The sequence below is a fragment of the Pseudomonas putida genome, from assembly GCF_028682395.1.
GTDB classification, from domain to species: Bacteria; Pseudomonadota; Gammaproteobacteria; order Pseudomonadales; family Pseudomonadaceae; genus Aquipseudomonas; species Aquipseudomonas putida_AB.
Genome location: NZ_JANHLC010000001.1, coordinates 966,399 through 992,392, shown reverse-complemented (window position 1 = coordinate 992,392; position 25,994 = coordinate 966,399). Strand labels below are relative to the sequence as shown.

Genomic DNA, 25,994 nt, shown 5'->3' with positions numbered 1-25,994 from the left:
AGCCGCTTATGAACTCCAGTCGACCTTATCTGGTCCGTGCGCTCTATGAGTGGATTGTGGATAACGATTGCACCCCGCACTTGCTGGTGAATGCTGAATTCCCGGCGGTGCAGGTACCGCAAGGGTTTGCCAACGACGGGCAGATTGTCCTTAACGTGTCGCCCAGCGCGGTCCGTCATCTGCACATGGATAACGATGCCGTCAGTTTTGAAGGGCGTTTCGGCGGCGTGCCACATTCACTGTATGTGCCTGTAGGCGCGATCCTGGGGATTTACGCCCGGGAGAATGGGCAGGGTATGGTATTTGATCTGGAGCCTTCCCTGGAGGCTGAGGATGACGACGAGCCGGATGACGATGGCGCGCCGCAACCCGAGCCGCCACGTCCAAGCGGGCGACCCAGCCTGAAAGTGGTGAAGTAATAAAAAAGGCGACCCGAGGGTCGCCTTTTTTGTGTCTGCCTGTTCGCTCAGTCGATGTATTCGAACAGTTTGACGATTTTCTGCACGCCCGCTACGCCCTGGACCAGGTTGGTCGCGCGTGTCGCTTCTTGCTGCGTCAGCAGGCCGAGCATATAGACGATGCCATTTTCGGTGACGATCTTGATCCGTGAGCCGGGGATGCTGTTGTCGGCCAGCATCTGGGTCTTGATCTTGGTGGTCAGCCAGGCATCGTTCTGTCGTGCCAGCAGTGAGGAGGGGGGGAGGATCTGCAGCTCGTTGTGGACCTTCTTGACTCGCTGAACCGCGGCTGCGGCTTGTTCGGCCTGGGCTTTGAGGTCGGGGCGCGGAGTCTGGCCGGCGAGCAGGACAATGCCGTTGTAGCTGGTCACGACAATATGCGAACCGCTGTCGAGGTCGGGGTTGGCCTTGGCGACGTTGACCTCGACCTTGGTCTGGATCAGCGAATCGTCGATCTTGCTGCCCAGGGTGCGCGTGCCGCGATCATCCTCGATCGGATTTTCACGGGTGGCGGTCAGTACGGAGCTGCAGCCGCTGATGCCTAGGCACAGCGTCAGGGCCAGCAGGCTGAGGCGATTACGGATCATTCTTCACTCCCGAACAATTGGCTGTCGATCAGGTCGCAGAGGCAGTGGATCGCCAGCAGGTGGACTTCCTGGATACGTGCGGTGACATTGGCCGGGACGCGAATCTCGACGTCCTCGGGCAGCAGCAGCGACGCCATGCCGCCGCCATCGCGGCCGGTCAATGCTACGACAATCATTTCGCGATCATGTGCGGCCTGGATGGCCTGAATAATATTTGCCGAATTACCGCTGGTAGAGATCGCCAGCAGTACGTCGCCGGGCTGGCCCAGGGCGCGGATCTGCTTGGAAAAAATCTCGTTGTAGCTGTAGTCGTTGGCGATCGAGGTGATCGTCGAGGTGTCGGTGGTCAGGGCGATGGCCGGCAGGCTTGGCCGCTCGCGCTCGAAGCGGTTGAGCAGCTCTGAGGAGAAGTGCTGGGCGTCCCCGGCCGAGCCGCCATTGCCGCACGAGAGCATTTTCCCTTCATTGAGCAAGGTGTTGACCATGATCTGGCTGGCCTGCTCGATATGCGGTGCAAGTACGTCCATCGCCTGCTGCTTGGTGTCGATACTGGCCTGGAAAAGCTGGCGAATTCGGGATTGCATGTCCATCTATGTGACCTTCAGTAGGGCGGCTGGTCGGGCGCAAGCCGGGCAATCCCGGCGGCTGCCCGGCACATGTAATGTGCAGCCCGCAAAAGCAAAAAGCGAAATTCGTTGATAAAGGGGGTGATTCATTGAAGTGGAGTCAGCTGTCGAATGCGTTCCGTATCCAATTCAATCGAGGCGGCTCGTCAAGGCGGCCTTCTATCGCGACGACATCGAAGCGGCAGGGGTAATTGGCCCAGCGTGGCTCGCATTGCAGGAAATACTGCGCGGCCATAATCAGCTTGGCCCGCTTGCGTGCATCGACACTGTCGACTGCGCCGCCCCATTGCCGGTGTTGCCTGAAGCGGACTTCGACGAATACTACTGTATCTGCGTCGAGCATGACCAGATCGAGCTCGCCGCGTTTACATAGCCAGTTCTGCGCCAGCAGGTGCAGGCTGTGCTGTTGTAGATGCAGGAGGGCTTGGCCCTCCGCATCCTTGCCGCGTTGCCGGGTGGGTCGCTCCGGCATCAGTAGGCGGTGTCGGGCAGGCGCTGTACCTGGCCGTTGACGAACTCGGCCCACGGCAGTTGGCGTTGTACCCGTTGGCTCGGCGTGATGCTCAGGACGCCCGAGAGCCCGTCCACGCGGCTGTCCGGCAAGGCCTTGAGCTGGCCCAGGCGGGAGGACAGGCGGTAGGCGTCTATGCCCATGGCGTAGAGGCGACCCAGGCTGCTATTGGCTTGTGGCCACTGGGCGGCAACTTGCTGGCGCAAAGGGTCGTTGGCATTGAGCAGCCATGGGGTTTCGCAGAAGCGAATGCCGTTCATATCGTTGTATTGCGCTTGATCGCCACTGGCACTGAACAGGTGGGAGGTCGCATACACCGGCACGTCGCCAGCGTACTGGAAGTTCAGGGTGGGCTTGATCTGCTGGGCTTGTTGCGGCGTGGCGGCCAGGAAGATGAACTCGATGTCCTGGCGGCGCGACGGTTGGGCGGCGACCTGGCCGCCCACGGTGCTTTGCAGGCTCTTGGCGCGACCTTCGCTCTGGCGCAGTTGGAACAGATCGGCGATCTGTTGGGCCAGGGCGACCGGCTGGTCGATGCGTTCGACACCGACGACAGTGCCGCCATTGGCTTCCCAGTCCTGGCGGAAGGCTTTGAGTACGCGGTCGCCCCATTCGCCTTTCGGCACCATGGCTGCGGCGCGATGCAGGCCGTCGGCACGCGCGCGGCGCGAGACTTCCCGGGCTTCGTCTTCGGCAGCCAGACCGAACTGATACAGCTGTGGCGGATTCTGCTCGGTTTCGCTGTAGTTCAAGGCCAGCGTGGTGATTGGCAAATGGGCGCGGGCGCTGAGCTGCTTGACCAGTGGTTTCTCTAGCGGGCCGACGACCAGTTGCACGCCGGCGGCCTGGGCCTTGCGATAGAAGTCGTCCAGGGAGGTCAGGCGCGAGCTGTCATAGAACTCGATGCTTGGCGGTTTCTGGCCGGCTTGCTGGGCTTGGTAGTGAGCGGCGATAAAACCTTCGCGCAAGGCCCGGCCGACGGAGGCCAGCTGACCGTCCTGCGGCAGCAGCACCGCGATCTTGTTAAGGGGCTGGCTGGTCAGTTGCTTGAGCTTGATCAGTGGCTGGGGCAGTTGCAGTGCCGCCGGGTGCTTGGGGTTTGCGGCGCGCCAGGTGTCGATGGCGGCCTGCTGCTGTTCCAGGGTTGCGGCGCTTTTCACGGCCTGGGCCAGGCTGATCCAGCCACCCAGGTCGTCATTGCCGGTACCCTGGAGCTGTTCGGCGGGCAGGGTGGCGATCAGTGCCCAGATGGCTTCGTGATTGCTGCTGGCGGCAGCGCCGCTGAGCAACGGGGCGATGAAGATACGCTCGCGCGCTGCGGCCAGGACCTGGCCGTCGGCTTCAAGGGCGCGGGCGCGTACGGTCTGGGTACGCACCTGTTGGTCCACCGGCAGTTCGGCGAGGCGCTCCAGGCTCGGGTGGTTCAGAGCGCTGAGGGCGGCTTTGGGTTGGTTGCGCACCATGGCCAGTTCGGCCGCGAGGGTGCTGGCAAATACCTGTTGAGCGGGTTTGAGTTGTTCCAGCGGCACTTGCGCGAGGATCTGCGCAGCGCGACCGGCGTCCTGTTGGCGATAGGCCTGGTCGGCAGCGCTCAGGCGCAACAGGGCCGCCTTGTCCGGGCTTTTGGCGGCTGCCGCCTGGTCGAGGAGGTGCTCGATGCTGGCATCCGGGGTCCGTGGAAGTTCGCCAAGGCTTGACGAGGGCGAGCTGGCGCAAGCGGCCAATAAGGCAGCCAGGCAGAGGGCAGAGAACAGCCGCAGGCAAGCGATCATTTAAGTGTTCCTGATACTCAAGCAAATAAGCGGGGAATTGTACCCAAGCACTGGCCGGGGCGCGATGTTCGTGGTGCTAAACAATCAATTTAGGTGGGCTTGGCCGTTTGTGAGGGCGGCGGAAATGTTTTGCAGTCATTGATCGCGAGTGGCAGGTGAGTGCGTTGGAAGGTTTTCAACGCGCTACAATAGGCGCTTTGTCGATCATTGAGGTGTGCGCTTTGACTGCTCCAGGTGCTTTGAATTCCGCTGTGGGCTCGCTTTTTGTGGTGGCGACGCCCATCGGCAACCTGGATGACATCAGTGCGCGGGCATTGCGGGTGCTGCGCGAGGTGGCGCTGATTGCCGCCGAGGACACTCGTCACTCGCAGCGACTCATGCAGTATTTCGGGATAACGACGCCATTGGCAGCCTGTCATGAGCACAATGAGCGCGATGAAGGCAGTCGGTTCATTCAGCGCTTGTTGGCTGGCGATAACATTGCGCTGATCTCGGATGCGGGCACGCCGCTGATTTCGGATCCGGGTTACCACCTGGTGCGCCAGGCTCGGGCCGCAGGAATTGCGGTGGTGCCGGTGCCAGGCGCCTGTGCGTTGATCGCCGCATTGTCGGCCGCCGGGCTGCCCTCCGATCGCTTTATTTTTGAGGGGTTTCTGCCAGCCAAGACGGCGGGGCGTCGCGGTCGCCTGGAATTGCTCAAGGAAGAGCCGCGTACCTTGATCTTCTATGAGGCGCCTCATCGGATTCTGGAGTGCCTGCAGGATATGGAGCTGGTTTTCGGGCCTGAGCGCCCGGCCTTACTGGCCCGCGAACTGACCAAGACCTTCGAGACGCTCAAGGGCTTGCCAATGGCGCAACTGCGCGCGTTTGTCGAAGGCGACAGCAATCAGCAGCGCGGAGAGTGTGTGGTGGTGGTCGCGGGCTGGACGGCGCCGCAAAGCGAGGAGGCCATCAGTGCCGAAGCGCAGCGCGTGTTGGACCTGCTGCTCAAGGAGATGCCACTCAAGCGTGCTGCCGCCCTGGCGGCGGAAATTACCGGCGAGCGCAAAAATGTGCTCTATCAGGTAGCGCTGGCGCGACAGAAAAACGACTGACGGTTGGCTGGCAAACAACGGCGCGGCTTGGCCCTGGCTCGCTGGTGATCAGGTCGGCGCGCCCTGCGCGCCGGGCATTCTCGCGGTTTTAAAGCTTGTCCTCATGGCGCTGTGCCGTTAATCTTCGCGGCGGAGAGTCGATTGGACAGTCGCTGCCCTCTATTTGTTCGCAAATTAGGGGGGGGAGGAAAGTCCGGGCTCCATAGGGCGGAGTGCCAGGTAACGCCTGGGAGGCGCGAGCCTACGGAAAGTGCCACAGAAAATAACCGCCTAAGCACTTCGGTGCCGGTAAGGGTGAAAAGGTGCGGTAAGAGCGCACCGCACGTCTGGCAACAGTTCGTGGCTAGGTAAACCCCACTCGGAGCAAGACCAAATAGGGTTCCAAGGCGTGGCCCGCGCTGGAACCGGGTAGGTTGCTAAAGGTGTCCAGTGATGGCCATCGTAGACGAATGACTGTTCTCGACAGAACCCGGCTTACAGATCGACTCTCCACCTTTTCCCTCCCTGCTGGAATCACTGGCAGAAGCGCTTTTGTAATACCGAAAAAATCTTACTCTTAATAAATTACTTTAACTTCAGCTTGTAGCTATTCGTGCTCGTTGAAGTTTGTCTGTCAGATCCCTCGCTAAATCCCTCCGTTACCTCTCTTAACGCTCCTAAATCTCCGTTCTGTAAGGGTTTTCCTTAGGAACTCGCCTTGACGGTGTGGTAGGCGCATTCCTATAGTGTGCGCAAGTGGCAGAAAGTGGCACAAAGTGGGTTTTTAGAGCGTAAAACGATAATATTTGGAGAAACGCCGCCGTGTTTCGCGGAGCCAACGCTATCAGTCTCGATGCAAAAGGCCGTCTCGCCATGCCGAGCCGGTATCGTGACGAGCTCGTTTCGCGAAGTGCCGGGCAGTTGATCGTGACGATCGATGCTGTTGACCCCTGCTTGTGTGTGTACCCGCTCGATGAATGGGAATTGATTGAAGCCAAATTGCGTACGTTGCCGTCCCTGCGTGAAGAGAACCGCCGGCTGCAACGTTTGCTGATTGGTAATGCCGTTGACCTCGAGCTGGATGGCAGCGGTCGTTTTCTGGTGCCGCCGCGGCTGCGCGAATATGCCAAGTTGGATAAGCGCGCCATGTTGGTGGGCCAACTGAACAAGTTTCAACTGTGGGACGAGGACGCCTGGAATGCTGTTGCTGCAGCTGACCTGGCGGCCATTCAACAACCGGGCGCCATGCCTGACGAACTGCGTGATCTGATCCTGTGACTATTGATAGCGGCTTTAACCACATCACCGTACTGCTGGACGAAGCCGTCGAGGCTCTCGCCGTACGTCCTGATGGCTGCTATATCGATGGCACCTTCGGTCGGGGTGGGCATAGCCGACTGATTCTCAAACACCTTGGGCCCGATGGGCGTCTGCTTGGGTTCGATAAAGACCCACAGGCGATTGCCACCGGGCAAGCGCTAGCGGCCGAAGACGGCCGCTTTGTCGTTGTGCAGCGCAGCTTTGCCGAGATGGGTTCGGAAGTCGCCGAGCGCGGCCTGGCCGGCAAGGTCAATGGCGTATTGCTCGATCTGGGCGTGTCCTCGCCGCAGCTCGATGACCCTGAGCGTGGCTTCAGTTTTCTCAATGACGGCCCGTTGGATATGCGCATGGACCCAAGCCGTGGCATCAGTGCCGCCGAGTTCATTGCCAGCGCTCCCGTCGAAGAAATTGCCCGGGTTTTCAAGGAATACGGTGAAGAGCGTTTCTCTGGCCGCATGGCCCGGGCGGTCGTCGAACGGCGGGTGATCCAGCCTTTCGAGCGCACGGCAGATCTGGCCGAAGTCCTCAAGGTCGCCAATCCGGCCTGGGAAAAAGGCAAGAACCCAGCCACTCGCGCGTTCCAGGGGTTGCGTATTCACGTCAATAACGAGCTGGGCGATCTTGAGGCCGGTCTTGACGCCGCACTTGAAGCGCTCGAAGTCGGTGGTCGCCTGGTGGTGATCAGCTTCCATTCCCTGGAAGACCGTATCGTCAAACTCTTTATGCGGCGCCTGGTCAAGGGCGAGGGCGACAACCTGCCGCGCAACCTGCCGGTCCGCTACCAGGCTTTTGAGCCGCGTATCAAGGTACACGGCAAGGCACAGTTCGCTAGCGAGGCCGAACTCAAGGCCAACCCGCGCGCGCGTAGCGCTGTTATGCGTGTCGCGGAGAAGCTGCGGTGAGCAGGCTTTACGCCAAGCCCCTACCGGGCGGAAGCTTCTTTATGCTTTTGCTGTTCGTTGGCGTGCTGGTTTCTTCCATTGCGGTCTCCTATAGCGCGCATTGGAATCGCCAGTTGCTCAATTCCCTATACGGCGAACTCAGCGTGCGCGACAAGGCGCAGGCCGAGTGGGGGCGGCTGATTCTCGAACAAAGCACCTGGACCGCCCACAGCCGAATCGAGGCTCTGGCGAGCGAACAATTGAAAATGCGCATCCCCGGTGCGGCTGAAGTTCGCATGGTGGCGCCATGATGAAGCTGGAAGGCGCGCTCTATCCGTGGCGGTTTCGCGTGGTGCTGGCTGCACTGGCGCTGATGGTCGCGTATATCGGCTGGACCATCGTTGATCTGCAGGTGATCGATCGCGACTTCCTTCAGGGTCAGGGCGATGCTCGCAGCGTCCGGCATATTCCCATTCCCGCGCACCGTGGCCTGATCACTGACCGTAATGGCGAGCCGTTGGCCGTCAGTACACCCGTCACCACGCTGTGGGCCAATGCCAAGGAAATGCAGCAGGCCAAGGATCGCTGGCCGGCCCTGGCCGTTGCCCTCGGTCAGGACCCCAAGACCCTGAGCGAGCGCCTTGAGCAGCAAGCCAACAAAGAATTCATCTACCTGGTCCGCGGCCTGACCCCGGAGCAGGGCCAGTCCGTGCTCGACCTGAAAGTCCCGGGTGTTTACGGCATCGAGGAGTTTCGGCGCTTTTACCCTGCCGGTGAGGTGGCGGCCCATATGGTCGGCTTCACCGATATCGACGACCGCGGTCGTGAAGGGGTGGAGTTAGCTTATGACGAATGGCTGGCCGGGGTGCCCGGCAAGAGGCAAGTGATCAAGGACCGACGCGGTCGCTTGATCAAAGATGTCCAGGTCACCAAAAACGCCAAGGCAGGGAAGCCCTTGGCGTTGTCGATTGACTTGCGCCTGCAATACCTGGCTAACCGTGAGTTGCGCAATGCCTTGGTTGAAAACGGCGCGAAGGCCGGCAGCCTGGTGATCATGGACGTCAAGAGCGGCGAGATCCTGGCCATGGTCAACCAGCCGACCTACAACCCCAACAACCGGCGCAACCTGCAACCGGCCATGATGCGCAACCGCGCCATGATCGACGTATTCGAACCCGGTTCGACCGTGAAGCCGATCTCCATGAGCGCCGCACTCGAGACCGGCCGTTGGAAGCCCAGCGATCGGGTCGAGGTGTATCCCGGCACTTTGCAGTTGGGCAAGTACACCATCCGCGACGTTTCCAAGACCCAGGGCCCGGTGCTTGACCTGACCGGTATCTTGATCAACTCCAGTAACGTCGGCATGAGCAAGGTGGCCTTCGACATTGGTGGCGAGACGATCTTCCGGATGATGCACAAGCTTGGCCTGGGCCAGGACACCGGCCTGGGCTTCCCGGGCGAGCGGGTCGGCAACCTGCCGAACTACCGTGAATGGCGCAAGGCCGAGACGGCCACCCTGTCCTATGGCTACGGCCTGTCAGTGACTGCGATCCAATTGGTTCACGCCTTTTCGGCCCTGGCCAACAATGGCCGGCTGGCGCCGCTGACACTGGTCAAGACCGATAAACTGCCGCAGAGCACCCAGGTCATTCCGGAGAATGTCGCGAAAACCATGCAGGGCATGCTCCAACAGGTTATCGAAGCACCTCGCGGGGTATTTCGTGCGCAGGTCCCGGCTTATCACGTGGGGGGCAAGAGCGGTACGGCCCGTAAGACGTCGGTGGGCACCAAGGGGTATGCCGTGAACTCCTATCGCTCGCTGTTCGCCGGTTTTGGCCCCATGAGCGATCCGCGCTACGCGATCGTCGTGGTGATCGACGAACCGAGCAAAGCCGGTTACTTCGGCGGCTTGGTCTCGGCGCCGGTATTTAGCAAAGTGATGTCCGGCACCCTGCGCTTGATGAACGTTTCTCCGGACAATCTGCCGCCCGCGACCGAGCAGCAGACCAGTGTCGTGCCATTGAAAGGAGGGCGCGGCTAATGTCCCTGAGCCTGAACAAGATTTTTGCCCATGCCGGTCGCGATCTATTGATTCGCGAATTGGCCCTGGACAGCCGCAATGTGCGGGCTGGCGATCTGTTTCTCGCCGTCCCCGGCGGCAAGGTCGATGGCCGTAGCCATATCGCCGATGCGTTGCAGCGCGGCGCGGCGGCCGTGGCTTATGAAGTTGAAGGCGCGACCGTTCTACCGATCACCGACGTGCCGCTGATTCCGGTCAAGGGTCTGGCGGCGCAGCTTTCCGATATCGCCGGGCGCTTTTATGGTGACCCAAGTCGCCAGCTGAACCTGGTGGGCGTCACCGGCACCAACGGCAAGACCAGCGTGACCCAACTGATCGCCCAGGCGCTTGACCTGCTGGGTCAACGCTGCGGCCTGATTGGCACCCTGGGTTGCGGCTTTCATGAAGCGCTGCACAGTGGCCGGCATACGACGCCGGACCCGATTGCGGTCCAGGCGACCCTGGCCGATCTGAAGAATGCCGGTGCCAAGGCCGTGGCCATGGAAGTGTCCTCCCATGGCCTGGATCAGGGCCGTGTCAGTGCGCTGGCCTTCGACGTGGCCGTGTTGACCAACCTTTCGCGTGACCATCTGGATTACCACGGCAGCATGCAGGCCTATGGGGCGGCCAAGGCGCGGCTGTTCGCCTGGGACGACCTGCGGTGCCGGGTCATCAATATCGACGACGCCTTCGGTCGCGAACTGGCAAGCGAGCAGCGCGAGTCACGCCTGATCAGCTACAGCCTGGAAGATTCCAGCGCCTACCTCTATTGCCGCGAAGCGCAGTTCGACGACGAAGGCGTGCGCGCGACATTGGTGACCCCGCAAGGTGAACACCTGTTGCGCAGTACCCTGTTGGGTCGTTTCAACCTGAGCAACGTGCTGGCAGCGGTCGGTGCCTTGCTGGGGCTGGACTACCCGCTGGATGAAATCCTGCGTGTTCTGCCTCGGCTCGAAGGCCCGGCCGGACGCATGCAGCGCCTTGGCGGCGGCCACCAGCCGCTGGTGGTGGTCGACTACGCCCATACCCCGGATGCGCTGGAAAAAGTTCTGAGCGCCTTGCGCCCTCACGCCCGCGGTCGACTGCTGTGCCTGTTTGGTTGTGGCGGTGATCGCGACCGGGGCAAGCGCCCGCTGATGGCCGAAGTGGTCGAGCGCCTGGCCGATGGCGTGCTGGTGACCGATGACAATCCGCGTACCGAAGATCCGCTGGTGATCTTCGACGATATCCGTGCCGGCTTCGCCGCACCGGACTCGATCCGTTTTGTGGCCGGTCGTGGCGCAGCCATTGCGCAGTTGATCGCCGAAGCCTCGGCAGACGATGTCATCGTCTTGGCTGGCAAGGGCCACGAGGACTATCAGGAAATCAACGGTGAGCGCCAAGCGTTCTCCGATCTGCTGGAGGCTGAAAAGGCCTTGCTGGCATGGGAGGTGGCTCATGCTTGAAGCGCTGAAACTCAGCCAGGTGGCCACTGCACTGTCTGCGCGCGTGGTGGGCGCCGATAGCACTTTCACGGGCGTGAGCATCGACAGCCGGGCGATTGAGCCTGGCCAGTTGTTTGTCGCCTTGACCGGTCCACGTTTCGACGGTCATGACTATCTGGATGACGTCGCTGCCAAAGGCGCGGTGGCAGCCCTGGTCGAGCGTGAAATCAGTGACAGCGCCTTGCCCCAGTTGGTGGTCGCCGATGCGCGCCGTGCCCTTGGGCAACTGGGCGCACTCAACCGCGCTGCTTTTACCCAGCCGGTGGCGGCCATTACCGGCTCCAGCGGCAAGACCACAGTCAAGGAAATGCTCGCCAGTATTCTGCGCACGCGTGGCCTGGTGTTGGCGACCCGCGGCAACCTGAACAATGAACTGGGGGTCCCGCTGACCCTGCTTGAACTGGCGCCGGAGCACAGTGCCGCGGTGATCGAGTTGGGCGCATCACGCCTCGGCGAAATTGCCTACACCGTGGCCATGACCCAACCCCATGTTGCCGTGCTCAACAATGCCGGAACCGCCCACGTGGGTGAGTTCGGTGGCCCCGAGAAAATCGTCGAGGCCAAGGGCGAGATTCTTGAAGGTCTCAAGGCTGACGGGATCGCCGTGTTGAACCTGGACGACAAGGCGTTCCCGATCTGGCGGACCCGTGCTGCCGGTCGCAAGATTTTCAGTTTTGCCTTGCTCGATACCCGTGCCGACTTCCATGCCGAGCAGCTGCTGCGCGATCCGCGTGGCTGCCCGCGCTTTACCCTGCACGGCCCGCAAGGCTCGGCGTCGGTGCAGTTGAATTTGCTGGGCACGCATAACGTCGCCAATGCCCTGGCGGCCGCTGCTGCTGCCCATGCCCTGGGCGTGTCACTGCCGGGCATCGTCGCCGGCCTGCAGGCGGTGCAACCGGTCAAGGGCCGTACTGTGGCGCAGCTTGCGACGAACGGTATGCGGGTCATCGACGACACCTACAACGCGAACCCCACCTCAATGTGCGCCGCCGTTGATATACTCGCCGGCTTTTCCGGCCGCACCGTCCTGGTGCTCGGAGATATCGGCGAGTTGGGCGAATGGGCGCAGCAGGGACATCGTGAAGTAGGGGCATACGCCGCCGGTAAGGTTTCAGCGCTCTATGCGGTCGGACCGTTGATGGCTCATGCCGTCGATGCATTTGGCCCGCAGGCTCGCCATTTCGCCACTCAGGCCGACCTGATCGCGGCACTCGCCGTCGAGCAGGACCCCAACACCACCATTTTGATCAAGGGCTCGCGCAGCGCAGCGATGGAAAACATCGTGGCCGCCCTGTGTGCTTCCCCACTGACGGAACATAACGGAGAGAAGCATTAATGCTGCTACTGCTCGCGGAGTATCTGCAACAGTTCTACAAAGGCTTCGCGGTCTTTCAATACCTGACCCTGCGCGGGATTCTGGGTGTGTTGACCGCGCTGACTTTGTCGCTGTGCCTGGGGCCGTGGATGATCCGTACCCTGCAGCGTCGCCAGATCGGCCAGGCGGTGCGCAATGACGGCCCGCAGTCCCATCTGTCGAAGTCCGGTACCCCGACCATGGGCGGTGCCTTGATCCTCTCCGCCATCGGTATCAGTACGCTGCTCTGGGCCGACCTGAGCAACCGCTATGTCTGGGTCGTGCTGCTGGTGACCCTGCTGTTCGGTGCCATTGGCTGGGTCGACGATTACCGTAAAGTGATCGAGAAGAACTCGCGGGGCCTGCCAAGTCGCTGGAAGTATTTCTGGCAATCGGTGTTCGGCCTGGGCGCGGCGATCTTCCTGTATGTCACGGCGCCGAGCGCGGTGGAAACCACCTTGATCCTGCCGCTGCTCAAGGATGTCAGCATCCCTCTGGGCGTCGGCTTCGTGGTGCTGACCTATTTCGTGATCGTTGGCTCCAGCAACGCGGTCAACCTGACCGATGGCCTCGATGGCCTGGCGATCATGCCGACGGTGATGGTCGGCGGTGCGCTGGGGATTTTTTGCTACCTGTCGGGCAACATCAAGTTTGCCGAATACCTGTTTATTCCCTATGTGCCGGGCGCGGGCGAGCTGATCGTGTTCTGCGGCGCGCTGATCGGTGCCGGCCTGGGTTTCCTGTGGTTCAACACTTACCCGGCCCAGGTCTTTATGGGCGACGTCGGTGCGCTGGCCCTGGGCGCGGCCCTGGGGACCATCGCCGTGATCGTGCGCCAGGAAATCGTGTTGTTCATCATGGGCGGCGTGTTCGTGATGGAAACCCTGTCGGTGGTAATCCAGGTCGCTTCGTTCAAGTTGACCGGCCGGCGGGTGTTTCGCATGGCCCCGATCCATCACCATTTTGAACTCAAGGGCTGGCCCGAGCCCCGGGTGATCGTGCGCTTCTGGATCATCACGGTGATCCTAGTGCTGGTCGGCCTTGCCACCCTGAAACTGAGGTAGAACGAGTGTCTCTGATCGCTTCTGACCACTTCCGCATCGTTGTCGGCCTCGGCAAGAGCGGCATGTCCGTGGTGCGCTTCCTGGCGCAGCGCGGCGTGGCGTTTGCCGTGGCCGATACGCGGGACAATCCACCCGAGCTCGTCACGCTGCGCCGTGATTACCCTCAGGTGGAAGTGCGTTGTGGCGAGCTGGACGTGGACTTCCTTTGCCGCGCCGACGAGCTTTACGTCAGCCCGGGCCTGGCCCTGGCCACGCCGGCATTGCAGGCTGCAGCGGCCCGCGGGGTAAAGCTGTCCGGCGATATCGAGTTGTTCGCGCGTAACGCGAAGGCGCCGATCATTGCGATCAGCGGTTCCAACGCCAAGAGCACCGTGACCACCCTGGTCGGTGAAATGGCCGCAGCCGCCGGCAAGCGCGTTGCCGTGGGCGGTAATCTCGGTACGCCGGCCCTGGACCTGCTCGACGATTCGATCGAACTGTATGTGATGGAACTGTCGAGCTTCCAGCTTGAAACCACCGATAACTTGGGCGCCGAAGTGGCGACCGTGCTCAATGTCAGCGAAGACCATATGGATCGCTACAGCGGGCTGCCGGCGTACCACCTGGCCAAGCACCGGATTTTCCGCGGCGCCAGGCAGGTCGTGGTCAATCGCCAGGATGCGCTGTCCCGTCCGCTGATGAGCGAAGGCCTGCCGTGCTGGACCTTTGGCCTGAGCCAACCGGACTTCAAGGCTTTTGGCCTGCGCGAAGATAACGGCGAGAAGTACCTGGCCTTTGAGTTCGAGAACCTGATGCCGGTGCGTGAGCTGCGTATCCGGGGTGCGCATAACCAGTCCAACGCCCTGGCGGCGCTGGCGCTGGGTCACGCCGTCGGTCTGCCGTTCGACGCCATGCTGTCGACCCTGCGCACCTTTGCCGGTTTGGAGCATCGCTGCCAGTGGGTACGCGAGCACCAAGGTGTGAACTACTACAACGATTCCAAGGCAACCAATGTCGGTGCGGCCCTGGCGGCCATCGAAGGGCTGGGCGCAGACATCACCGGCAAGCTGGTGCTGATTGCCGGCGGTGATGGCAAGGGCGCGGACTTCTCCGGCCTGCGCGCTCCAGTTGCCGCCCATTGCCGGGCTGTGGTCCTGCTCGGACGTGACGCCGAGCAATTGGCCGCTGCCTTGGGCGATGCTACCGCGCTGGTTCGCGTGCAAACCCTGGAAGAAGCGGTGCAGCGTTGCGCCGAACTGGCCCAGCCAGGGGATGCGGTATTGCTGTCGCCGGCCTGCGCGAGCCTGGACATGTTCAAGAACTACGAAGAGCGTGGGCAGTTGTTCGCCCAGGCGGTGGAGGGCTTGGCATGATCTTCAATATCCTCAAGCCGTACCCGTCGCCGCTGATTACCGGCCGTGGCATTGACCTCGACTTCCCGATGCTGGCCGGTTGCCTTGCCTTGTTGGGGCTGGGGTTGGTGATGATTACCTCGGCGTCCTCGGAAGTGGCAGCACTGCAGTCGGGCAATGCGCTCTACCACATGATTCGCCACCTCGTGTACCTGGCCATTGGCCTGGGCGCAGCGGTCCTGACCATGATGGTGCCGATCGCGACCTGGCAGCGCATGGGTTTCATGATGCTGATCGGCGCCTTTGGCCTGCTGGTCATGGTGCTGGTGCCGGGGATCGGCCGTGAAGTGAACGGTTCGATGCGCTGGATCGGCTTCAGTTTCTTCAACGTACAGCCTTCGGAAATCGCCAAGGTCTTTGTAGTGATCTACCTCGCCGGTTATCTGGTGCGGCGTCAGAAGGAAGTGCGCGAAAGCTGGATGGGCTTCTTCAAGCCTTTTATCGTTTTGCTGCCCATGGCTGGCCTGTTGCTGATGGAGCCGGACTTCGGTGCCACCGTGGTCATGATGGGCGCTGCGGCAGCCATGCTGTTCCTGGGTGGCGTAGGCCTGTTGCGTTTCGGTTTGATGGTGGCGCTGGCAGTCGTGGCGGTGGTGGTGCTGATTCAGGCCCAGCCTTACCGGATGGCGCGTCTGACCACCTTTACCGACCCCTGGGCCGACCAGTTCGGTTCCGGCTATCAATTGACCCAGGCCCTGATCGCGTTCGGTCGCGGCGAGTGGCTTGGTGTTGGCCTGGGCAACAGTGTGCAGAAGCAGTTCTACCTGCCCGAAGCCCATACCGACTTCGTGTTCTCGGTGCTGGCTGAAGAGCTGGGCGCCGTCGGCTCGTTGCTGACCCTGGCGCTGTTCGTCTTCGTCAGCGTGCGGGCGATGTATATCGGCCTGTGGGCGGAGAAGGCCAAACAATTCTTTGCGGCTTACATGGCTTATGGCTTGGCGTTCCTGTGGATTGGCCAGTTCCTGATCAATATCGGCGTGAACGTCGGCTTGCTGCCCACCAAGGGGCTGACCTTGCCGTTCCTCAGTTATGGCGGGAGCTCGCTGGTGATCTGTTGCGTGTGCCTGGGGTTGCTCCTGCGGATCGAGTGGGAGAGCCGAACCCATCTGGGCAGCGAGGAGATGGAATTCAGTGAGAGCGACTTCGCCGAGGAGCCGACCCATGGGCGCTAACGTGCTGATCATGGCGGGCGGTACCGGTGGCCACGTGTTCCCGGCACTGGCCTGCGCCCGTGAGTTCCAGGCTCGCGGCTACACCGTGCACTGGCTCGGAACCCCGCGCGGGATCGAGAACGAACTGGTTCCGGCGGCCGGTCTGCCGTTGCACCTGATCAATGTCAGCGGCCTGCGCGGCAAGAGCAAGTTGTCCCTGCTCAAGGCGCCCTTTGTCCTGCTGCGGGCGGTGCTCCAGGCGCGCAAGATCGTGCGCCAATTGCAGCCGGCCTGTGTGATCGGTTTCGGCGGGTATGTCACCGGTCCTGGCGGTGTGGCCGCACGTTTGGCGGGTGTGCCGTTGATCGTGCACGAACAGAACGCCGTGGCCGGTACCGCCAATCGGCTACTGGTGCCATTGGCCAGCCGGGTTTGCGAAGCTTTCCCGCAGACATTTGCCGCCATGGATAAACGCCGGACCACCGGCAATCCGGTGCGCAGCGAACTGTTTCTGGAAACCCCACGCCAGGCCCTGGCCGGGCGTAAGGCGCGCCTGTTGGTCCTGGGCGGCAGCCTGGGTGCCGAGCCGCTGAATAAATTACTGCCCGAAGCCCTGGCGCTGGTGCCCGAGGCCCTGCGCCCGGAAGTCTTCCACCAGGCTGGCAAGCATCACCATGAAGTGACGGCCGAACGCTACAAGAGCGTTGGCGTCGAGGCGCAAGTGGCGCCGTTTATCAAGGACATGGCCCAGGCCTATGGCTGGGCCGACCTGGTGGTCTGTCGCGCAGGCGCGTTGACCATCAGTGAACTGGCGGCGGCTGGCCTGCCTTCGTTGTTGGTGCCTTTGCCCCACGCGATCGATGACCACCAGAGCCGCAATGCCGACTATTTGGCCCGTGAAGGCGCTGCCTTCCTGCTGCCGCAAGCGACAACTGGCGCCGCCGACATGGCCGCACGCCTGAATGAGGTTTTGATGCAACCGGAACGACTGAACAGCATGGCGACCATCGCGCGTCGCCTGGCCAAACCCGATGCGACCCGTACAGTGGTGGATACCTGCCTGGAGGTGGCCCATGGTTGAGCAACGCAAAGCCATGCCTCAACCGGAAATGCGCCGCATCCGGCGGATCCACTTCGTCGGTATCGGCGGCGTGGGCATGTGCGGGATCGCCGAAGTGCTGCTGAACCTGGGCTATGAAGTCTCGGGCTCCGACCTCAAGACTTCGCCGGTGACCGACCGCCTGGAGTCTTTTGGCGCGAAAATCTTTATCGGCCACCGTGCCGAGAATGCTGCCAGCGCCGATGTACTGGTGGTGTCCAGTGCCGTGAACAAATCCAACCCGGAAGTGGCCACCGCCCTGGAGCGGCGCATCCCGGTGGTGCCGCGTGCCGAGATGCTGGCCGAGCTGATGCGCTATCGCCATGGTATTGCCGTGGCCGGTACTCACGGCAAGACCACCACTACCAGCCTGATCGCCTCGGTGTTTGCCGCCGGCGGCCTGGACCCGACTTTCGTGATCGGTGGCCGGCTGAATGCAGCAGGTACCAATGCACAACTGGGCACCAGCCGTTACCTGATTGCCGAAGCCGACGAAAGCGATGCCAGTTTCCTGCATCTGCAACCCTTGGTGGCCGTGGTCACCAATATCGACGCCGACCATATGGACACCTACGAGGGGGACTTCAACAAGCTGAAGAAAACCTTCGTCGAGTTCCTCCACAACCTGCCGTTCTATGGCCTGGCCGTGGTGTGCCTGGACGATCCGGTGGTGCGCGAGATCCTGCCGCAGATCGCCCGTCCGACCGTGACCTATGGCGTCAGCGAAGAAGCCGACGTGCGCGCGATCAATATCCGCCAGGAAGGCATGCAAACCCATTTCACCGTGCTGCGTCGTGACCGCGAGCCGTTGAATGTCTCGGTGAACATGCCGGGCAATCACAACGTGCTCAATTCGCTGGCGACCATTGCCATTGCCACTGATGAAGGCATCGACGACGCTGCGATCGTCCAGGGCCTGTCGCGCTTCCAGGGCGTGGGTCGGCGCTTCCAGGTCTACGGCGAACTGCCGGTGGACGGTGGTCACGTGATGCTGGTCGACGACTATGGCCATCACCCGACCGAAGTGGCCGCCGTCATCAAGGCCGTACGCGGTGGCTGGCCGGAGCGCCGCCTGGTGATGGTCTACCAGCCGCACCGCTATAGCCGTACCCGCGACCTCTACGACGACTTCGTGCAAGTGTTGGCCGATGCCAATGTGCTGCTGTTGATGGAAGTCTACCCGGCCGGAGAAGAACCGATCCCCGGGGCGGACAGCCGCCAGCTGTGCCGCAGCATCCGCCAGCGTGGCCAGCTCGACCCGATCTACATCGAGCGTGGCGTGGAGTTGGCGCCGCTGGTCAAGCCATTGTTGCTGCCGGGCGACATCCTGCTGTGCCAGGGCGCCGGCGATATCGGCGGTCTCGCGCCGCAATTACTCAAGAGTCCGTTGTTCGCCGGTGCCGTGGTTGCGTCCGGTGAGGGGAAAGTGAAATGACTGCTGCCTACGCCAATCTGTTCTCCACCCTCGAGCCGAGTGCATTCGGTCGTGTCGCCGTGCTGTTCGGGGGCAAGAGCGCCGAGCGCGAAGTGTCGCTCAAGTCCGGCAATGCCGTGCTGGGTGCGCTGCGCGATGCTGGCGTGGACGCGTTCGGCATCGACGTGGGCGACGATCTGCTGCAGCGCCTGCTCAATGAAAAGATCGACCGTGCCTTTATCATCCTTCACGGGCGTGGCGGTGAAGACGGCAGCATGCAGGGCCTGCTGGAATGCCTGGGCATTCCCTACACCGGCAGCGGCATCCTCGCTTCGGCACTGGCCATGGACAAGCTGCGCACCAAGCAGGTCTGGCACAGCCTGGGGATTCCTACCCCGCGTCACGCCGTGCTGGGCAGCGAGGCGGACTGTATTCGCGCGGGCACGGAACTGGGCTTCCCTTTGATCGTCAAACCGGCCCATGAAGGCTCCAGTATCGGTATGGCCAAGGTGAATGGCGTCGACGAACTGATCGCCGCCTGGAAAGCCGCCAGTACCTACGATTCGCAAGTGTTGGTTGAACAGTGGATCTCGGGCCCCGAGTTCACCATCGCCACCCTGCGCGACCAGGTCTTGCCACCGATCGCACTGGGCACCCCGCACACCTTCTACGACTACGACGCCAAATACGTGGCCAACGATACCCAGTATCGGATCCCGTGCGGCCTCGACAGCACCAAGGAGCAGGAATTGATGGACCTCACGGCGAAAGCCTGTGAGGCGCTCGGTATCGCCGGGTGGGGCAGGGCCGACGTGATGCAGGACGCCGATGGGCAGTTCTGGTTCCTGGAGGTCAACACCGCCCCCGGCATGACCGATCACAGCCTGGTGCCAATGGCGGCACGGGCAGCCGGTCTGGATTTCCAGCAATTGGTGCTGGCGATCCTGGCGGCAAGTGTTGCCGGCCACGAAGAGCCGCGAGGTTAAGAACATGCAAGGCGCATCGCTTCGTCATCAGCCCCCCGCACCCGGCCGCAAGCCGGTGCCACGGGGTGCCAGCCGTATGGTGGCCAAAGAGCCGATGTCGGTGCGCCTGCCCAAAGCCAATTTCGGCTTCCTGAAAAGCCTGCTCTGGCCCATCGTGCTCGTGGCCCTGGGCTTTGGCACGTATGAAGGCGCCCAGCGCCTGTTGCCCTATGCCGATCGACCGATCAGCAAGATCAACGTCCAGGGCGACCTCAGTTACATCAGCCAGCAGGCGGTGCAGCAGCGGATCGCACCCTTTGTCGCGGCGAGCTTCTTCACCATCGACCTGGCGGGCATGCGTGCCGAGTTGGAAACCATGCCGTGGATCGCCCATGCCGAAGTCCGGCGTGTCTGGCCGGACCAGGTGATGATCCGCCTGGAAGAGCAACTGCCGGTGGCCCGTTGGGGTGAAGAGGCCCTGCTCAACAACCAGGGGCAGGCGTTCGCGCCGCGCGAGCTGGCCAACTATGAACACCTGCCGCAGCTGTTCGGGCCGCAACGGGCGCAGCAGCAGGTGATGCAGCAGTACCAGGTATTGAGCCAGATGCTGCGGCCGATGGGGTTTTCCATTGCGCGGCTGGAGTTGCGTGAGCGGGGCAGCTGGTTCCTGACCACGGGCGCGGGCAGTGCTGGCCCGGGGATCGAATTGTTGCTGGGACGCGACCATCTGGTCGAGAAGATGCGCCGTTTCCTCGCCATCTATGACAAGACGCTCAAAGAACAGATTACGAACATTGCGCGCATCGACCTGCGTTATGCCAACGGCCTGGCCGTCGGCTGGCGGGAACCTGTAGCGCCCACGACGGCCCAACCCGCCGTCGCGAAGAATTGAGAAGAGGCAGGACCATGGCAAACGTGCAAAGCGGCAAAATGATCGTCGGTCTGGATATCGGTACCTCCAAGGTAGTGGCGCTGGTAGGCGAGGTCGCGGCCGATGGCCAACTGGAAATCGTCGGTATCGGCACCCATCCATCCCGTGGCCTGAAGAAGGGCGTGGTGGTAAATATCGAGTCCACTGTGCAGTCGATCCAGCGCGCGGTGGAAGAGGCCCAACTGATGGCCGGCTGCCGTATCCACTCGGCATTCGTCGGCGTGGCGGGCAATCATATTCGTAGCCTGAACTCCCACGGCATCGTCGCCATTCGCGACCGTGAAGTGAGCTCGGCGGACCTGGAGCGCGTGCTCGACGCCGCCCAGGCCGTGGCGATCCCGGCGGACCAGCGAGTCCTGCACACACTGCCCCAGGATTACGTGATCGATAACCAGGAAGGCGTGCGCGAGCCTCTGGGCATGTCCGGCGTACGTCTGGAAGCCAAGGTGCACGTGGTGACCTGTGCCGTGAATGCTGCCCAGAACATCGAGAAGTGCGTACGGCGTTGCGGCCTGGAAATCGACGACATCATCCTCGAACAACTTGCTTCGGCGTACGCGGTGCTGACCGACGACGAGAAGGAGCTGGGCGTGTGCCTGGTGGATATCGGCGGCGGGACCACCGATATCGCGATCTTCACCGAAGGCGCGATCCGCCATACGGCCGTGATCCCGATTGCGGGCGACCAGGTCACCAACGACATCGCCATGGCGCTGCGGACACCGACCCAGTACGCCGAAGAAATCAAGATCCGCTACGCCTGTGCCCTGGCCAAGCTGGCCGGTGCCGGCGAAACCATCAAGGTGCCTAGCGTGGGCGACCGTCCACCGCGCGAACTGTCGCGCCAGGCGTTGGCCGAAGTGGTCGAGCCGCGTTACGACGAGCTGTTCACCCTGATCCAGGCCGAGCTGCGCCGCAGCGGCTACGAGGATCTGATCCCGGCGGGCATCGTGCTCACCGGCGGCACCTCGAAGATGGAAGGTGCGGTCGAACTGGCCGAGGAAATCTTCCACATGCCAGTGCGCCTCGGCGTACCGCACACCGTCAAGGGCCTGTCCGACGTGGTGCGCAACCCTATTTACTCCACCGGCGTGGGCTTGCTGATGTACGGGCTGCAAAAACAGTCCGACGGCATTTCCCTTTCGGGTATCAGCGGTCGGGACCTCTATAGCAGCGACGAGCCGAAAGCTCCGCTGTTCGAGCGCCTGAAAAGCTGGGTACAGGGCAATTTCTAAAGCTTCACAGCGGCACCGTTGCAAAGCAGTAGGCGAAAAAACTAGAGAATGAAAGGAGAGGGAACATGTTCGAACTCGTAGACAACATCCCACAAAGCCCGGTAATCAAGGTTATCGGTGTTGGTGGTGGCGGCGGCAACGCCGTCAATCATATGGTCAAGAGCAACATCGAAGGCGTCGAGTTCATCTGCGCCAACACCGATGCTCAAGCGCTGAAAAACATCGGCGCGCGGACCATCCTGCAACTGGGCACCGGCGTGACCAAGGGCCTGGGCGCTGGCGCCAATCCTGAAGTCGGCCGTCAAGCCGCGCTGGAAGACCGCGAGCGTATTGCCGAAGTGCTGCAGGGCACCAACATGGTGTTCATCACCACCGGCATGGGCGGCGGTACCGGTACCGGTGCTGCGCCAATCATTGCCGAAGTGGCCAAGGAAATGGGCATCCTCACCGTTGCGGTGGTGACGCGTCCGTTCCCGTTCGAAGGCCGCAAGCGTATGCAGATCGCCGATGAAGGCATCCGCGCGCTGAGCGAAAGCGTCGACTCGTTGATCACCATCCCCAACGAGAAGCTGCTGACCATCCTGGGCAAGGACGCGAGCCTGCTGTCGGCTTTCGCCAAGGCCGACGACGTGCTGGCCGGTGCCGTTCGCGGTATCTCCGACATCATCAAGCGTCCGGGCATGATCAACGTCGACTTCGCCGACGTGCGTACCGTGATGAGCGAAATGGGCATGGCGATGATGGGCACTGGCTGCGCCAGCGGTCCGAACCGTGCGCGCGAAGCGACCGAAGCGGCCATCCGCAACCCGTTGCTCGAAGACGTGAACCTGCAAGGTGCACGCGGCATCCTGGTGAACATCACCGCCGGTCCTGACCTGTCCCTGGGTGAGTACTCCGACGTGGGTAGCATCATCGAAGCCTTCGCTTCCGAGCACGCGATGGTCAAGGTGGGCACCGTGATCGATCCGGACATGCGCGATGAGCTGCATGTGACCGTGGTTGCGACCGGCCTGGGGGCGAAAATCGAGAAACCGATGAAGGTGATCGACAACACCCTGCAAACCACCCAGTCGGTGGCGACGCCTGCTCCTGCTCGTCAGGAACTGCCGTCGGTCAACTACCGCGACCTGGATCGTCCGACCGTTATGCGCAACCAGGCTCAGGCCGGTGCGGCGACTGCGGCCAAGCTCAACCCACAGGACGACCTGGACTACCTGGATATCCCGGCCTTCCTGCGTCGTCAGGCCGATTGATGAAATGTATCAGGGGTATTAGGGTGATTGGTGTTCAGCAAAGGTCTGGTCTGCTATTATCGCCAGCCTTTGTTGATACCTGTTCGCAATTTGCGCTGAAGCGGCCCATGCCATGATTAAACAACGCACCCTGAAAAATACTATTCGTGCCACAGGTGTCGGCCTGCACTCCGGTGAGAAGGTCTACCTGACCCTCAAGCCTGCGCCTGTGGATACCGGCATCGTGTTTTGTCGTGCCGACCTCGATCCTGTGGTGCAGATTCCTGCCCGCGCGGAAAACGTCGGTGAGACCACCATGTCGACCACATTGGTCAACGGTGACGTCAAAGTGGACACGGTAGAGCACTTGCTCTCTGCCATGGCTGGCTTGGGCATCGATAACGCCTACGTCGAGCTCTCCGCGTCCGAAGTCCCGATCATGGACGGTAGCGCTGGACCCTTTGTATTCCTGATTCAATCGGCTGGCCTGGAAGAACAGGACGCAGCCAAGAAATTCATTCGTATCCTGCGTGAAGTGACAGTGGAAGATGGCGACAAGCGCGCTACTTTCGTCCCTTTCGAAGGCTTCAAAGTGAGTTTCGAGATCGATTTCGATCACCCGGTGTTTCGCGACCGCACACAAAGCGCCAGCGTGGATTTTTCCAGCACTTCGTTTGTAAAAGAAGTCAGCCGCGCCCGGACCTTTGGCTTCATGAGTGATATCGAGTACCTGCGCAAGCACAACCTCGCACTCGGTGGCAGCGTCGAGAATGCCATTGTGGTCGATTCGGATGGTGTACTGAACGAAGACGGCCTGCGTTACGAGGACGAATTCGTGAAGCACAAGATCCTCGATGCCATTGGTGATCTGTACCTGTTGGGCAATAGCCTGATTGGCGAATTCAAGGGCTTCAAGTCGGGGCATGCCCTGAACAACCAGCTACTGCGCAAGTTGATTGAGCAGAAAGATGCCTGGGAAGTCGTGACATTCGAAGATGCCAGCACGGCACCGATCTCTTATATGCGGCCGGTTGCGGCCGTGTAAGCACCACTCTCTTTCTTTAGTTTTTAAAGGCTGCCTTCGGGTGGCCTTTTTTTATGGGCGCTTTGGTGAGTGCGCTCTGAGGGAGCGGGCTCAAAGGGTTTCATTGACGTGGACCACCCGGTTGCGGCCGCTGCGCTTGGCCAGGTAGAGCGCGCGATCGGCCGCCTTGACCAGGGTCTCGCTGGCGCTGCTGCCGGAGGCGCTCAGGGTGCTGACACCGATGCTCGCACTGATCCCCTGTTCATCGTCGGCATAGGGTGAAAGGCCGGCGATACTGCTACGAATGGTCTCCGCCAGGCGTAGGGCACCCTGGGTGTCGGTGTCCGGCAGCACCACGCAGAATTCCTCGCCACCATAGCGCGTCGCCAGGTCAGCAGGACGGCGGATACAGTCCTTGATGACCTGCGCGACCTGGCGCAAGGCCTGGTCGCCGAGTGGGTGGCCGTGACGATCATTGAAGGCCTTGAAGTGATCGACATCGATCATCAGCAGCGACAGTTCGCTTCCCGTGCGTTGCGCACGGGCACATTCAGTGCGCAGGGTCTGGTCCAGCGTCCGGCGGTTGGCCAGCCCGGTCAGGGCGTCGGTAGAGGCCAGTCGCTCCAGGCGCTGTTCGGCCCGCTGGCGCAACAGCAGCTCACGGCACAACATCGAGGTCAGCCACAACAGGCCGATGCACAGGATCGCGGTGGCACTGCCGACCAGCAGTGCGCTGCGTTTCCAGCCGGCATAGAGCTCCTCGGTAGAGAGGGCCACGACAACGACCAGCGGCAGTTGGCCAACCTGGGAAAAGGTATAGAGCCGCTCGCGGCCATCCACTGCGGAAATACCGCTAAAGCTGCCGTCGCCTTCACGCAGGATGCGGATAAAGTTGGGGCGCTGACTAAAGTCCTTGCCGACGCTATCTCCTTGGCGGGCCGGTTGCTGGGCCAACAGGAAACCTTCGCTGCTCAGCAGGTTGATCGAACTGTCGGGGCCGATGTTGAGGTTGCGAAACAGTTCGTTGAAGTAGCTCAGGTGCATGCTGGCTTCGGCCACGCCAAGGAACTCGCCATTGCTTGAAGACAGGCGGCGGCTGAATGCGATACGCCAGTCATGGGGCGGCAGGCGTGAAACAAACGGGGGGCTGATAAACAGCGCGGACGTGCGATTTTGCACATGAAACTGGAAGTACTCGCGGTCGGCATAGTTGCCGCTGCGCGGTTCCAGCGAGGCCGAGTCGGCCAGGACATTGCCGTGGGCGTCGAGCAGAAGAATATCGCCCTTGTGAGACGCGCCTGCCGCGCGGTCGAACAACACCAGATGGCGAATCTGCGGCGAGACCTGGGTAAGGTCATCGCGCTGGGCAGCGGCGATCAGCCCCTGCAGGCTCAAGTCGTAGAGTTCGACGTTGCGTAACACATCGGCATCGATCAACTGAACAATATTGCTCGCCGCGCGTGCGGCGGCCTGTTCTGCGGCGCCCCGTTCGCGGATCAGCAGGTAAGTGACAATAGCGATAATTGCCAGCACGGTCAGGCAACTACCTATTAGCAACAGGAATCGAGGCTTGGCGGAGTTGTGCGCAGAGTGGTCGATGGGGTGGCTCACAAGCAGGTGGCTGTAAGCGCATGTATAAATCTGGGCAGACAAAAAGGCCAGACGAATCTACTGGCCTTTTGCTTTTATCGTTGCAGCTCCTCCGGGACGGCCTGGGCTCATGCAGGCCTGGTGGTCGTCCTGAGGGGGCCGGGCTAGAGCCTTTTTCGCGGCTAGGCAAATTGGATAGTTGCAGTGTCTGCAATGAATAGGCCGTTGCCTCGACTGGAGTGGTGTGGCTGGCAGAACCCTCTGCGGCGTGAGTGGCGGGGCGTTGCTGTGCGAAGTGTACGCTGCGGATTTCGAGCTCCAGCCATGGTGTTTTTCAGGCAAAAAAAAGCCGCTGTATCAGCGGCTTGTTAACACACGATCGCCGGTAGAGCGTGGGATCGTTGTCGAGGGAAATCGGGTCAGGCAGTGACTCAGCTGTCTTTGGTGACAGCGTCTTGAACCTGTTCGGTCTTGGCTTGGCGGGCTTTTTCAGCGTCTTTGGCTGCTGCGATCCGGTGGGCCTGGTTTTTTTCGAAAGCGGCGTCATGTGCGGCCTTTTGCGCAATGAACCCCTGGGACTCTTCGGCCATGGCCATGGGAGACAACATCAGGGAGGACAAAACGAAAACGCTGGCAATACCCATACTGGTGGACATTTCTCGAACCTTCTTGCTGAGCAAGTGCTGTGTGGTGCGACAAAAATATAGCCAGAGGCACTCGGGAAAAAGCCGGGTTCGAGATAATGACTGTTGCGCGATGGGCAATAATTCGGC

Annotated in this window: 24 protein-coding genes and 1 other RNA gene; 19 read left to right on the top strand and 6 right to left on the bottom strand. The window is 61.6% G+C overall.

Annotated features, from left to right (window positions below; all coding sequences use genetic code 11):
• Window positions 1–8 precede the first annotated feature (8 nt).
• On the top strand, window positions 9–419 hold the full coding sequence (locus NPS46_RS04675) for a ClpXP protease specificity-enhancing factor (protein WP_274105238.1): 411 nt from the start codon (window positions 9–11) through the stop codon (window positions 417–419).
• A gap of 47 nt (window positions 420–466) precedes the next feature.
• Here NPS46_RS04675 and NPS46_RS04670 read toward each other — a convergent pair whose 3' ends face one another.
• The 4 genes from NPS46_RS04670 to NPS46_RS04655 form a co-directional block, all read right to left on the bottom strand.
• Window positions 467–1,045, bottom strand: coding sequence for a BON domain-containing protein (locus NPS46_RS04670; RefSeq protein WP_274105237.1), 579 nt, complete (start codon window positions 1,043–1,045; stop codon window positions 467–469).
• A complete protein-coding gene (locus NPS46_RS04665; RefSeq protein WP_274105236.1) occupies window positions 1,042–1,635 on the bottom strand; it encodes a phosphoheptose isomerase in 594 nt (197 codons plus the stop codon). The genes NPS46_RS04670 and NPS46_RS04665 overlap by 4 nt, the downstream gene beginning before the upstream one ends.
• A 136-nt stretch (window positions 1,636–1,771) precedes the next feature.
• Window positions 1,772–2,143 carry a YraN family protein gene (locus NPS46_RS04660; RefSeq protein WP_274105235.1) on the bottom strand — a complete coding sequence of 124 codons (372 nt, stop codon included), beginning with the start codon at window positions 2,141–2,143 and terminating at the stop codon, window positions 1,772–1,774.
• Window positions 2,143–3,954, bottom strand: a complete 1,812-nt coding sequence (locus tag NPS46_RS04655; RefSeq protein ID WP_274105234.1) for a penicillin-binding protein activator — start codon at window positions 3,952–3,954, stop codon at window positions 2,143–2,145. Before NPS46_RS04655 ends, NPS46_RS04660 begins: the two co-directional genes overlap by 1 nt.
• 239 nt (window positions 3,955–4,193) lie before the next feature.
• Here NPS46_RS04655 and rsmI point away from each other — a divergent pair, with 239 nt between their 5' ends.
• The 18 genes from rsmI to lpxC all read left to right on the top strand — a co-directional run bounded on the left by rsmI (window position 4,194) and on the right by lpxC (window position 23,652).
• Entirely contained in the window at window positions 4,194–5,048 is an 855-nt protein-coding gene (gene rsmI, locus NPS46_RS04650) for a 16S rRNA (cytidine(1402)-2'-O)-methyltransferase (RefSeq protein ID WP_425312696.1), read from the top strand.
• A 133-nt stretch (window positions 5,049–5,181) separates the two neighbouring features.
• Window positions 5,182–5,541: RNase P RNA component class A (gene rnpB / locus NPS46_RS04645), an RNA gene on the top strand.
• 308 nt (window positions 5,542–5,849) lie between these two features.
• Complete coding sequence (mraZ, locus tag NPS46_RS04640) at window positions 5,850–6,305, top strand: division/cell wall cluster transcriptional repressor MraZ (RefSeq protein WP_274105232.1); 456 nt, start codon at window positions 5,850–5,852, stop codon at window positions 6,303–6,305.
• On the top strand, window positions 6,302–7,249 hold the full coding sequence (gene rsmH, locus NPS46_RS04635) for a 16S rRNA (cytosine(1402)-N(4))-methyltransferase RsmH (protein ID WP_425312682.1): 948 nt from the start codon (window positions 6,302–6,304) through the stop codon (window positions 7,247–7,249). Before mraZ ends, rsmH begins: the two co-directional genes overlap by 4 nt.
• A complete protein-coding gene (gene ftsL, locus NPS46_RS04630; protein ID WP_274105231.1) occupies window positions 7,246–7,539 on the top strand; it encodes a cell division protein FtsL in 294 nt (97 codons plus the stop codon). Before rsmH ends, ftsL begins: the two co-directional genes overlap by 4 nt.
• The gene (locus NPS46_RS04625) at window positions 7,539–9,269 is read left to right on the top strand and encodes a peptidoglycan D,D-transpeptidase FtsI family protein (protein WP_274105392.1); all 1,731 of its coding nucleotides are present in this window, start codon (window positions 7,539–7,541) and stop codon (window positions 9,267–9,269) included. The genes ftsL and NPS46_RS04625 overlap by 1 nt, the downstream gene beginning before the upstream one ends.
• Window positions 9,269–10,732 (top strand): UDP-N-acetylmuramoyl-L-alanyl-D-glutamate--2,6-diaminopimelate ligase, encoded by a 1,464-nt coding sequence (locus NPS46_RS04620; RefSeq protein WP_274105230.1) that lies wholly within the window; start codon window positions 9,269–9,271, stop codon window positions 10,730–10,732. The genes NPS46_RS04625 and NPS46_RS04620 overlap by 1 nt, the downstream gene beginning before the upstream one ends.
• Window positions 10,725–12,107 carry a UDP-N-acetylmuramoyl-tripeptide--D-alanyl-D-alanine ligase gene (locus NPS46_RS04615; protein ID WP_274105229.1) on the top strand — a complete coding sequence of 461 codons (1,383 nt, stop codon included), beginning with the start codon at window positions 10,725–10,727 and terminating at the stop codon, window positions 12,105–12,107. The genes NPS46_RS04620 and NPS46_RS04615 overlap by 8 nt, the downstream gene beginning before the upstream one ends.
• A complete protein-coding gene (gene mraY / locus NPS46_RS04610; RefSeq protein ID WP_274105228.1) occupies window positions 12,107–13,189 on the top strand; it encodes a phospho-N-acetylmuramoyl-pentapeptide-transferase in 1,083 nt (360 codons plus the stop codon). Before NPS46_RS04615 ends, mraY begins: the two co-directional genes overlap by 1 nt.
• A gap of 5 nt (window positions 13,190–13,194) precedes the next feature.
• Window positions 13,195–14,541, top strand: a complete 1,347-nt coding sequence (gene murD / locus NPS46_RS04605) for a UDP-N-acetylmuramoyl-L-alanine--D-glutamate ligase (RefSeq protein ID WP_274105227.1) — start codon at window positions 13,195–13,197, stop codon at window positions 14,539–14,541.
• The gene (gene ftsW / locus NPS46_RS04600) at window positions 14,538–15,752 is read left to right on the top strand and encodes a putative lipid II flippase FtsW (RefSeq protein WP_425312681.1); all 1,215 of its coding nucleotides are present in this window, start codon (window positions 14,538–14,540) and stop codon (window positions 15,750–15,752) included. The genes murD and ftsW overlap by 4 nt, the downstream gene beginning before the upstream one ends.
• Complete coding sequence (murG, locus tag NPS46_RS04595; protein WP_274105226.1) at window positions 15,742–16,812, top strand: undecaprenyldiphospho-muramoylpentapeptide beta-N-acetylglucosaminyltransferase; 1,071 nt, start codon at window positions 15,742–15,744, stop codon at window positions 16,810–16,812. The genes ftsW and murG overlap by 11 nt, the downstream gene beginning before the upstream one ends.
• Complete coding sequence (murC, locus tag NPS46_RS04590; protein ID WP_274105225.1) at window positions 16,805–18,265, top strand: UDP-N-acetylmuramate--L-alanine ligase; 1,461 nt, start codon at window positions 16,805–16,807, stop codon at window positions 18,263–18,265. Before murG ends, murC begins: the two co-directional genes overlap by 8 nt.
• Window positions 18,262–19,230 (top strand): D-alanine--D-alanine ligase, encoded by a 969-nt coding sequence (locus tag NPS46_RS04585; protein ID WP_274105224.1) that lies wholly within the window; start codon window positions 18,262–18,264, stop codon window positions 19,228–19,230. Before murC ends, NPS46_RS04585 begins: the two co-directional genes overlap by 4 nt.
• Window positions 19,231–19,234: 4 nt before the next feature.
• A complete protein-coding gene (locus NPS46_RS04580) occupies window positions 19,235–20,101 on the top strand; it encodes a cell division protein FtsQ/DivIB (protein WP_274105223.1) in 867 nt (288 codons plus the stop codon).
• 14 nt (window positions 20,102–20,115) lie between these two features.
• On the top strand, window positions 20,116–21,375 hold the full coding sequence (gene ftsA, locus NPS46_RS04575; protein WP_274105222.1) for a cell division protein FtsA: 1,260 nt from the start codon (window positions 20,116–20,118) through the stop codon (window positions 21,373–21,375).
• Between the two features lie 65 nt (window positions 21,376–21,440).
• Window positions 21,441–22,628, top strand: a complete 1,188-nt coding sequence (gene ftsZ / locus NPS46_RS04570) for a cell division protein FtsZ (RefSeq protein WP_274105221.1) — start codon at window positions 21,441–21,443, stop codon at window positions 22,626–22,628.
• Between the two features lie 112 nt (window positions 22,629–22,740).
• Entirely contained in the window at window positions 22,741–23,652 is a 912-nt protein-coding gene (gene lpxC / locus NPS46_RS04565; protein ID WP_274105220.1) for a UDP-3-O-acyl-N-acetylglucosamine deacetylase, read from the top strand.
• Window positions 23,653–23,742: 90 nt separating this feature from the next.
• Here lpxC and NPS46_RS04560 read toward each other — a convergent pair whose 3' ends face one another.
• Window positions 23,743–25,248, bottom strand: coding sequence for a sensor domain-containing diguanylate cyclase (locus NPS46_RS04560; RefSeq protein ID WP_425312695.1), 1,506 nt, complete (start codon window positions 25,246–25,248; stop codon window positions 23,743–23,745).
• 404 nt (window positions 25,249–25,652) lie between these two features.
• Window positions 25,653–25,877 carry a hypothetical protein gene (locus tag NPS46_RS04555; protein WP_274105390.1) on the bottom strand — a complete coding sequence of 75 codons (225 nt, stop codon included), beginning with the start codon at window positions 25,875–25,877 and terminating at the stop codon, window positions 25,653–25,655.
• Between the last annotated feature and the right edge of the window lie 117 nt (window positions 25,878–25,994).